Source organism: Paenibacillus plantarum (assembly GCF_013141695.1).
GTDB lineage: Bacteria > Bacillota > Bacilli > Paenibacillales > NBRC-103111 > Paenibacillus_E > Paenibacillus_E plantarum.
Genome location: NZ_WHNY01000004.1, coordinates 81,710 through 93,262 on the forward strand (window position 1 = coordinate 81,710; position 11,553 = coordinate 93,262).

Below are 11,553 nucleotides of genomic sequence, written 5' to 3' on the forward strand. Positions count from 1 at the left end.
TTTACATTCCAATGGAAAACAGAAGGTGAAAAACAGATAAAAGGTGTGTTATTTTACAATCCCAATCTCTCCCCCATTGATTTTGTTCTGCTTGCGGTATTCCCTTGGCCCCGTATCTTTTATTTGTGAGAACAACTTGCTGAAATGCTTCTCATCCGAATAACCGACTTCATTGGCAATCTCATAAATTTTCATTTCCGTTCCAACCAATAAGTTACAAGCTGTCTCGATTCGTTTTATCATCATATATTTAGAGAATGTCATGCCGGTGTACTCCTTGAACTTGGAGGATAAATAGCCAGGACTGAAATAAAACTGCCGAGCGACATCCTCCAGATTCAAGTTGGTCGTATACATCTCATCCACATACTCTTTTACAGCTGTTATGCTTTCGCTCTTCTGCAGCTGTATTCTACGATGAGCAGTAACGCATCTCTCTTTTATAAATAGTATCATGTGAACTTCCAACTCCATTAGCGAATCGAATTCTTTCAAAGAAATGAACGCAATTTCATGTCCTTTCGTCATTTTTTCGAATTGTGCGGCAAGTTGAACACATAAGTACTTCATATCCGCTAGACTTATCTGTTTGTTTACGCAGGCTTCGGCAAATACTGTCTTGATCCAGTTGATCAGATTTACATCGTCTCCGGAATAGACCCAATTGACCCAGTGCATATCAGAAACCCTACTAAAATGGATGCTTATATCCTGCCCCTGCCAATCTTCGTAAAACAATAGGGACCCTTCCGCATTTTCTGGATCTCCATATCTTAGATAATCGATTGTTTTCATCGCTTCTTTGTAGATATGAGGAATTTCCGACACGCGAGGCTTTAAACTGCTAATCCCGATTTTGTAGGAAGTCACCGCGTTATCGTTCAATTGAGCCTCAACCATGCGGATCGATTCCACTAATTTCTGATGAAAGAACGATCTTTCTTCTCCCTCCAAATAGAAAATAAAGTGAACATAATCATTCCCCTGTTTGATCAAAAGCTTTAGAGGAAGAGCGATTCGGCTGAAATATACCGGGGATAAGGATTGGGGCGTAGGAAGCCAGACACTGGCTACACAATAATAAGATTCTTTCGCAGCTTGACTGAGCTCTGTCGGTGCATTTCCCTCTATAAATTGCTGAAACATATACTCATTTTTAAGCAGCAGAAGCTGATTGTATTGCCTGATCTCCTCTAATCTATGGGACAAAGCTTGATGCAGCTTCTTTAATGAATCTTCCAACTCCGGAAACATATTAAGTTTAATAATGTAGTCGAATGCGCCTTCCTGAATCCCTTTTTTGGCATAAGCGAACTCGTCGAAGCCACTAAGAAGGATAACCTCCGTATCTGGATGTTCACTCTTAAATTTCTCCAATACTTCTAGTCCGCTCATGATAGGCATATGGATATCCATAATAACCGCTTGAGGTTTATGCTCTCGAAAAAGCTCTAATGCCTCTTCCCCGTCAGAAGCAACCGCTACCAGCCTGTATCCCAGTGCCTCCCACTTTATGGAGTTTTGCAATCCGTCTCTAATTATTTTCTCATCATCTACAATCATAAGAGTAAACTTGTCCATCGCTCCAACCTCTCCATTCACAAATTGATTTTCATCTTAATTTGTGTGCCTGTCCCGTAGACGCTTTTAATTTCTAACCCGTATGCCTCACCAAATTCAAGGTTCAACCTTTCGTGGACATTGGATAACCCACAATGAATGGATTGCTTGTTGTTGTGCATCGTGTTGATTGTGTTTACTAGCTGCTCCGAATTCATTCCTTTCCCGTCATCTTCAATCATGACGATTAGATTTCCACTCTCCATTTCGCTGGAGATCTTGATCGTTAATAACCGGTTCTTTTCCATCGCATGATGAATCGCGTTTTCGACAATCGGCTGAAAAATAAACTTAGGAATAAGTACTTTATAGTAAGCTTTGTCAACTTCAGCATTAAAAAGCAACTGCCGATCAAACCGAATGTTTTGGATTTGCACATAATTGTGGACATGCTCGAGCTCCTCCTCAAGGGTTACTAAATCCCTTGACCCGGATAAGCCGGTTTTCAAGAATTTGGCGGTTGCGACAAGCACCTTGCTCGCCTCCTCTGACTTCCCAGTTTTGAGCAGCAGCATGATGGATGTGAAAATATTTTGAAGAAAGTGTGGGTTTATTTGCGACTGCAAAGCCTTAAATAAGAGCTTGTTGATCCTTTTCTCCATTTCTAAGTTTTCGTTTTCTTTCGTTACTAATTCAGTGGACAAAACTTCCAGCCTGCTTAACATATTGTTGAAATTGCTAGCCAGAACGACGAATTCAAAATCATGCTCTGTTTCACGCAGCCGGATTGATTGATCTTGCGGATACGCTTCCATCAGATGGATTGCCCTGCGAATAGTTGCGGTCATACGCTTTCCCAATATCATAGAGGTGATAATAATGATGCCTAACACACAGAAAATTTCAAAGGAGTACAATAGGATAAAAATATAATGCTGCTTTTCCCAAGATACCGGAACAAACAACCCTAAATTCCATTCCTGGTCAACAATAGGGAGCGTGGAGAACAACGTTTTTTGACCTTTCACGGTTATATATTTATAATCAATCGGATCGCTTATCATATCCTTGGTGTGATTACGAATATAGTCCGTATAGGGATGATCCAGGGGTGAACTAATCACTTGGGGATTTTCACTGCCTGTTTTACGATTCATGAGAATGACGGCCGATATTCCGCTTGTATGTTGCTGGTTATCCAGCACACTGTTGATTCCGAATTCAATATATCCCATATACTTAAACAGGTTCGATTTATCGACCGTATTGCCTAAGTATTTAATTTCCTTTTTCATCACTACTAAAGGCTGCGAAGGAGCAACCGACGGTTTATTTTTCGTATTGGAGAACACAAGTTGGTTATTGGCATCATAGATAGAGAGATAACTTAAGCTCTTATCGATAACTCCTTTCCTAATTAAGATGTCTGCAAACTCCCTGGTCCTTACCAACGGTTCTGCGTTTACCTTCATCATTAATTCCTGTATCTCTCCGTTCAGAATCAAATACCTCATATACGAATGATACGATTGCAAGTCATTTTCGATGTTTTTGGCTGTCTGTTTGAAAATTTGAATGTTATCCTGTCGTGAGTTCGCTTCGATAATTTGTTCAAAATTATGATATGAAATAAGAGTCGTACTAAGGGTAGGAATAATCATCATGGAGAAAAACAGGAACAGCTTTTTATATGCACTAGAATGCTCTTTGTAGGTTGTAATATAGTGATGAATCGATTCACGTTCTTCAAATCCCTTGACTTGCTTGATTTTTTTTATGAAATCATACACTGGATTCAAGATCAATCCCGAATGAATATGGGCTATTACGGCAAATAGGATGAAAATAATCAAACCATAACCGACTAGGTTCCAAACGATTTGATTGATGTTGCGGTCGACTTGACTAATATCCCTCAATAAAATATATCTGTCCCCCTGTTTATTCTTTATAGAGACAATATGATTTTCATAACGGGATGTATCAATAGCCCCCGAATCCGTGGGCTTCTTTACTATATTTTTATGAAACTCCTTTAACTTCGCTTGATCTCCGTAAATCACTTGATCTTTCTCGTTAAGCTTGATTAATGCTAGATCGCTTTGTTCGAGCAGCTTCTGAAAATCTAAAATGGCAATGATATAGGCTCCATTTTGTATCGGTGCAATGAGTAAGTTTTCTTCATGAAAATCGTTCTGCCCGTACCTCTGATCTTCCTTCAATTGCGTCCATATGTACTCATTAATCGATTGAGAATCCGCTCTTTCATCCATGTTGTCTGTATATGAAATAACTTCATCCGCCAAGGAAGTCCCGATTAATACTTGATTCTGGTACAAAAAGATCCCTTTGAACTCTTTATTCGAATACAGAAACGTCCTCAGCTCGGAATTGAAGTCAAAAGCTTTCTTTAATATGGTATTATCGTCTTTGACAACGTTATCATAATAAAAATGGAAGTCATCCATAAACAATTGGAATTTTTCCTTGCTTTTATAAATGGCATTGTCCATCGTTTCAAGGTTAATAGACAGCTCGCTTTCATTCGAGAGCATCATGTTGCTGATAATTAAGTTTTTGGAAACAAGGTAACTAATTAAGGAGGAAATCACCATGAAAGCAAGCATTAATCCTAAAAACAACCCATTCAACTTCATTCTGAATGACATTGAATCGCTCCTTTAACGTATTCCTCTATTACACCTATCGATGGAGTGGAGACCAATCCTCAGGATTGATCTCCTTTGTCTATCATCCTACCACATTAGCTTAACAGGAAGCCATATAAAGCCCAAGTCTGTCCCAACGTCCAAGAGTATCCTTCCTCGCACTTACTATATCAGTTTACTTTGAATTCAAAGCAATTTGTTTGCGATTATTGGGGTATATATTGCGATTATTGAATTTTTTCTTATATTGAATGAATGCTAACTGGAAAGGAATACGCCTCCGACAAATATGAGTTTCGCAATCTCTCGCGGTCGTCCAATATCTCCAAATTTCTGTATTAAAAAAACCGCCAGTGATACTCCCTGACGGCTCAATCTTTTTTCAACTTGAAATTATTAATTGGTTAATTACCTTAATTCGTTACATCAACCCTATCGGCTGTTATGAATGTACCAGATGAATTCGCATTCTTCGTGCCAGTAACCCTTACTTTAAGCGTATGCGACCCACTGGATAGAGTCGGACTGGTAAATAAAAGCACATTGTCAGACCTAGTAGCTGCATACTGATCAACGTTAATCTCTGCTCCCCCATCGATAGAAACTGCCGCTATGCCTACATTTGAAGCTTTGGCACCAAACCACTGTATCTTTGTGCCGTTAAATGCAACCTGAAAGTAATTGTTTGCGGTATTCGAGTAGTGGTTATCATTCTGATAGGCTCCGCTTTGACTTCCATAGTAGGACCAGCTACCCACATAATTAAATTGGTTGCTCCCTGCTCCTGTTGTGTTATCATTCGTTGTTACGGTAACTGGGTTGTATGCGACGCTGTATATATCGTTATCGGTGAATCTCATCTTAACCGTGTTGTTGTATCCCGATGGAACTGTAATTGCCGTTTCATAATTCCCCCAATCCAAATCGTCATAGCCCCATTGGTTATTAATAGCCATAGCAATACTAGGGGATGAACCGCCTGATGGTACAAAGGCATCGACGACAACGTACCCGCTTTTTACAACAACTTTGATCGTATGCGTGCCATTGGACAGTCCAGCAGCACTATACAACACTTGTTGGAAATTCTTACTTGCTGCATTTAGGTTCACATTTGCTTGTGCAAGAGTTCCATCAATGTAGATATCAGCAGTGCCTAAATTATAGTTCTTAGGTCCAATAAAGCTTATGCCCGTACCTGTAAACGTATACTGCGCATAGGCTCCTACTGTATTACTGTATTTCTCTGTACCTTTATAATCACCTGCATCACTATACGCTGTCCATGTTCCAATGTACGTAATGGAGGAATCCCTATCATCGACCCAATTTTTATTGATTTCCATTCTAACCGCCGCCGTACTATCCGATTCCACCCTTAATCGGTTATTGGAGCCAGCCATGATGGCCGAGGCATAAGTAATATATTCCTTCTGGCTTCTGAAATCATTCGTTGCACGTCCTCCGACATCGTTGCTGCCATAGAGGAAGAAATCTTTCATGTCCTGCGACCATGGCCAAGTAGGTTTAACTCTATACGTATCGTTGTTTCCGCTGACTTTGTTAGCCACTCCGGTATTCCTACCGATATGGTCGGATGGATATGCGGACCACAGGCCCTTTCGATCCCAGCTCAATCGATCAACTGAACCCGATACATCATAGATTACACCGGTCTCTTTGGCCCCTGCTATTGGATTGGTAATACTGTACCCAGTCGTAACGAGCCCTGCGCCATCTACACTGACCGTGAAGCTTGCACCCACAGTGCCGTATGTTCCGGAAATGCTAATAACGGCTTGATTGCCTTGCACCGAATGGCTGATGCTGGACAGCGACCATGCTGGAAGATCCACAGGTGCCATATTAATTCTCGGTCCGCCAACTATAATAGTGCTTCCGTTGTATGTTCCACTTGTTACCTGTCCCGAAGTCTTACTGAATACAACGCTGAAATTCGAGCCAGCCACAGTAAAGCTGGAAGCGTTCTCAGTTACGCTTGGAGCAGGTCCCTGAACTGCTGGGAACGTCTTCACTGGCGTCCCTATCGTCAGATTGTATTCATCAATCAGTTTCGAAGACTTCATCGCTTGAATATTAACAATATCGCCGTTCTGCCAGTTTCGTGCAGGTATGACGAGTGTGCCATTCCCATGCGGAACAATGTTCAGGTTCGTTATGCTGCCTGAATCAGAACCTACGCTCCATTTAAAGGAAACTTCATTGAAATTGGTATGGTCAAACCAGTTCTTGATAGGGATTTGAAGACTATTGCCACTGCCTGGATTCGCGACAGGAGCATCCGTTATACGAATAGGAGAATAGGCCTTTTTGGTCAACCAGAATTCCGGCTTATCTCTTCTCCAACCATCGATGATTCCCCATTCTCCATAACCCTTACTCCCGTTCGGCGAATCAAATACCTCATCGGTAGAAGCCCAGATCGCGCCTCCTAGCGCCCCGGTAGTAGGGAAGATGTTTTCCCAGAATTTCTTGATGCTTTCTCCCCAGAAATTTCTGGTATTCGGATCTCGCTGTTGCGTAGCCGTATTGTAAGCGTTAACATGAACGTATTCATCATGCAGCGTAGGCTGTGTCGCGGAAGGTGCCATATTGCCGTTATAGTTCGGGTAGTGCGAGCTGTTAATGTCTGTTGCAGTATTGCCCCAGCTTACAATGGTGAGTCTAGTCGGATCTTCCGCTTTGGCATAATCAAGCTCTTTCTGGAAATTGGAGCCCCACGCCGTTTCATTTCCCAATGACCACATAATAATGGATGGATGACTTAAATCTTTTTCCAACATCTCAGAGAACTGATTCATATAACTTGCCGTAAAGTTCGTATCGCTAATCGTATTCGGATTCGTTCCAAATTCAGCGCCTTGCCAGACTACAGCGCTTTCTTCTTCAACATAGATACCATACTTGTCAGCGGCATCAAGAAAAGCATCCGAACGCGGATAATGTGAGGTTCTAATGAAATTATTGTTGCCATCCACAAATTTCGCTACAGTTGCATCATCCAGAGCATCATTCGTAGCGCGCCCTAATAAGGGATCAATATCGTGCACATTGACGCCTCTTAGCTTGATTTCCTTTCCATTGACGAATACTTGGTTACCAGTCTTAACGATTTTCCTGAAACCTATTTTTTTGCTTATCGTTTGTACGGTAGAACCTCCAACATCTAAATTTGCTGTTAGCGTATACAAATTCGGATGTTCCGCATCCCATTTCTGCGGGTTCGGTACTGGAATGCTTACAGTACTTTCAGCAGCCGATGCTGAGAGGCTCATTGAACTCGGACTGATCGCCACTTGATTTCCCTGTGGATCTTTCAAGCTGAAGTTAAGTGTTGCATGGCTTGCACCGTTAAAATAAACTGCCCCCGATACATTCAAAGTCGCGTTTGTATAGGTTGCATCAAAATCCGTCGAGGCATGAAGCCTGGTTGCATAGTTTTGAGGCAAGGCTACAAGTTTGACGTCCCTCAATATACCCCCAATATTATGCTTTGCATATTGATCCTCGTTGGATATATCATTCGACTTGTCGGTAACTCCTACCGTAATCCAAGCGGACTGCCCTGGTGTGACATAGTTGGTAATATCAGCGTCCCATCCGGAGAAACCACCGTTATGATCTCTGATATAATTTCCGTTTACCCACACCCTTGCATAACTGTATACCCCTTCAAATCTTAAGATAACTCGTTTGCCATTATAATCGGAAGGAATACTAACTAGCTTTTTGTAAGGGTATTCATAATTCTGTATGATATTAAAATTTTGCATATAAGCTTCACCAGGCACTTGTATATCGCTCCATGATGAAGGATCTGTCGTGTTCTGCCAAAAATTTGCCGGCGTAGACATGTTAAATTTCCAAGTTCCGCCTAGGCTAATTACAGGATTCGCAACACCAGATACCGAAGCTGGTATAGGAACGATCTGGGGCCTTGGCCAAACTGCATTGGCTTCAGCCGATTGAGGAGCAAATTGCACGATACATGTAACAAGCATCATGACAATAAGATACATACTCAACGTTTTTTTATTCCTCATGAATCATCCTCCTCTTATTGGAAACAACTCTCTACATGACAAACTCTTTATTTTACCTGCCATGTGTAGACCTTAATGACAACTTTCACCTCCTTTCCATGCAATTACAATGTCTCTACCTGACTCTTATCCTTTGATACCCGAAGATAGAATCCCCTCAATAAGAAAACGCTGTAAAGAAAAGAACAACACGACAATTGGCAAAATGGCTACGACGGAACCTGCCATCACCATTTGGAATTCTGCCGAGTGTTCGCTCATAAAGCTGGTAATACCAAGCTGCAGCACCCAGAGTGATTTATCATTTGTCACGATGAGCGGCCACACATAGTTGTTCCAGTTCCAAATGAAAACGAGAAGTCCTACCGTGGTGAAGATCGGCTTCGAGGTTGGCACAATGAGTCGAAAGAAAGTACCTATTAGCCCAAGCCCATCGATTCGGCCTGCCTCTTCCAACTCTTTCGGAAAATTCATATAGAATTGTCTTAGCAAGAATATGGAGAAGGGGTGGGCAATGGCGATCACAACGATGCCCCAAAGATTATTGATTAACCCGAGCTGCCGAATAACCATGAACAGCGGAATCATATACGTGGCGAACGGAATCATCATAGATCCAAGCACGAACAAGAATATGATATTGCGGCCCGGAAATGTCAGTCTTGCTAAGGCATAAGCAGCCATAGAATTAACGAGTAGGGAAAGTACTACGATGGCGACCGTAACGAAAATGGTATTCTTCATGTACACATCGAAATGGAAAGAGTTGAACAATTTTGTGAAATTGTCAAAGTGCAGCTGTTGCGGAATAAAACTTGGCGGGTACTGATTGAAGTCGTTTAGTGACTTAAGTGAGCCTGACACCATCCACAACGTTGGCACCAGCGAAACAATCGTGTAAAAGATGGCCATCACATGCAAGAATGGTCGTTTTTGTCTCATAGCTTCTCCTATTGATTCACTGATTTGTTGACACGGAATAACTTCACCTGTATAAGCGTCAGTACGAAGACTAGCAGGAACAGCAAGAATGATATGGCTGAAGCATAGCCCAGTCTCAACTCGCCAAAGCCCAGATTGTAAATATAAAGCACGGTTATTTCAGTTGACCTCGCTGGCCCGCCTTTCGTCATAATAAGGAACAGGTCAAAGTATTGGAAGGCATTAATGATGTTAACGATAAACACAAATGTCATCGAGTTCTTCATCTGCGGCACCGTAATATGCCAGAAGGAATGCCAACGATTAGCACCGTCGATATGAGCAGCCTCATAAAAATCAACCGGGATGTCGAGTAAACCCGACAGCATGATGAGCATGTAGAAGCCAATCGAGGTCCAGAAAAACACGTTGATGAGTCCGAACCATGAACCACCGGTCGTTCCCAACCATGAGACAGGATCAAATCCGAAAAAGCCGATGAGATAGTTCATCAATCCCGATGGTGCTGAATCAAGAATAAACCGGAAAATAAGTACGCTGATAACCGTAGATACGAGATTCGGGAAGAAGAAAACTGTCCGGAAAAAGTTGCTCGACTTGCCAATATGACGCACTAACAATGCGAGTCCAAACGAGAAAATAAATACGAGTGGCACTACGATAGACGCATAGAGGACGGAGCGCCCTAGCGATCTCCAGAAATAGGTATCGTTGATAAGCTTCGTATAGTTACCGAACCCAATAAACTTTCTTCCTCCAAGCAAGTTCCAATCATGTAAGCTGACAAAGAATGCATAAATGGACGGAAAAAAGACGAATGCAAGCAGCAGCAGTACGGCTGGTGAGATAAATAAATAAGCAACCCATTGCTCCCTACCCAATTTGTTCATGCTATCCCTCTATTCTATTTCGTAAGCAAGGTACGGCGTTAATACCGCACCTGCTTACGCATTTGAAGATGATTTATTTGGCCAGCGTTTCTTTCACTTTCTTATCTGCATCCTTCACAATCGTATCGATATTACGATCCATAGAGAACAGAGCTTCCTGTACAGCGTCGTTCGTAGCCGTCACGATTTCTGGAGGTAATGATAGATCTTTACGTCCTAATGGAACGACAGTATCCACCCAATCCTTGTAAATCGGTTTGCTGTAAATGTCCTTCTTCGCCTCTAAGACGGATTTGCGAGGTGCAAGGTGGAAGCCGCCAATGGTGTTGAACTGCCCCATCCGATCCGTTCCCTCAAGCCAGAACCAGCGGATAACTTCCTTTGCTTCTGCTTGGTGACCTTTGGAACTCACAATCATGTTCCAGCCGCCAAGTGTTGATGTCTGTTTGCCTTGTGCGTCTACTGCTGGATAGGGAACTAAGCCGATATTTTTTCCTGACTTTTCAATCGTTGGCGTAGCCCAGATACCGGAGAGCTGCATCGCCGTTTTGCCGCTGAGCAAGTAGTTAATATCCCAGCTGTCTGTCTGCAGTGTCGTATAGATGGAGCCGTCCTTCGCTAAATCACGATACAATTGCAAAGCTTTCCGCGTAGCATCACTGTCGAAAGTTGATTTTTTGCCGCTGTCGTCAAGCACATTACCGCCTGCAGCCCATAGGAACGGCCAGAACTCATAATTTTGATAACCTCCGCGAATTGGACTAAGTGTAAAGCCTTTCCGTTCAGGCGTCGTCAGCTTCTTAGCCGCATCGCGCAGCTCATCCCAAGTCTTCGGAGGCTGAATATTCGCTGCCTTGAGAACATCCTTGTCATAGTACAAGCCAATTGCATCAATAATGAACGGCATGCCATACAATTTGCCATTGTATGTATTTCCAGCCAGTGCTTTTTCGTTGAAATCCTTGCGAATATCCCCAGTAATTAGATCATCCAATGGAGCAGCGATACCAGAGCTTACATACTTAGAGAAGTCTGAGGCATCCATTTCGAAAAAGTCTGGTCCCGCTCCGCTTGCAAATGCAGTACTCAGCTTGGAATAGTAATCCGCAACACCGCCAGCAACGATTGTTGTCTCCAACTTAATCTTGCTCTGGCTTTTATTGAAATCTGCTGTCCAGTTATTGAGGAACTCAACCGCTTCTTTCTCGCCATATTGATGATACCAAGCTTTCACAACGACTGGATTGCCTGAACTGCTTTCAGCTGGTTTACTTGATTCCGACGTTGAACTTGTGCTGTCGCTACATCCGCTTGTTACGATCATCAAGCCTAGAATCGCGGCAATACTTGTTTTCGACCAATTTTTAGTTCTCATGAAAACATTCACTCCCCTTGTATGATTATATGGATGGCATGGCAAGAAGCTTG

6 protein-coding genes are annotated in these 11,553 nt (G+C 42.4%); all 6 read right to left on the bottom strand.

The features are described from left to right. Nucleotides 1-48 precede the first annotated feature (48 nt). Nucleotides 49-1,581, bottom strand: coding sequence for a response regulator (locus GC096_RS00300; protein ID WP_171628305.1), 1,533 nt, complete (start codon nucleotides 1,579-1,581; stop codon nucleotides 49-51). A gap of 17 nt (nucleotides 1,582-1,598) precedes the next feature. Beyond that, nucleotides 1,599-4,229: a sensor histidine kinase gene (locus GC096_RS00305; protein ID WP_171628306.1), complete on the bottom strand. Its 2,631-nt coding sequence runs from the start codon at nucleotides 4,227-4,229 to the stop codon at nucleotides 1,599-1,601. 413 nt (nucleotides 4,230-4,642) lie between these two features. Further along, nucleotides 4,643-8,293 (bottom strand): glycoside hydrolase family 2 TIM barrel-domain containing protein, encoded by a 3,651-nt coding sequence (locus tag GC096_RS00310; RefSeq protein WP_171628307.1) that lies wholly within the window; start codon nucleotides 8,291-8,293, stop codon nucleotides 4,643-4,645. 126 nt (nucleotides 8,294-8,419) lie between these two features. After that, on the bottom strand, nucleotides 8,420-9,235 hold the full coding sequence (locus GC096_RS00315) for a carbohydrate ABC transporter permease (RefSeq protein ID WP_171628308.1): 816 nt from the start codon (nucleotides 9,233-9,235) through the stop codon (nucleotides 8,420-8,422). A gap of 8 nt (nucleotides 9,236-9,243) precedes the next feature. Further along, a complete protein-coding gene (locus tag GC096_RS00320; RefSeq protein ID WP_171628309.1) occupies nucleotides 9,244-10,125 on the bottom strand; it encodes a carbohydrate ABC transporter permease in 882 nt (293 codons plus the stop codon). 73 nt (nucleotides 10,126-10,198) lie between these two features. Further along, complete coding sequence (locus GC096_RS00325; protein WP_171628310.1) at nucleotides 10,199-11,500, bottom strand: ABC transporter substrate-binding protein; 1,302 nt, start codon at nucleotides 11,498-11,500, stop codon at nucleotides 10,199-10,201. Between the last annotated feature and the right edge of the window lie 53 nt (nucleotides 11,501-11,553).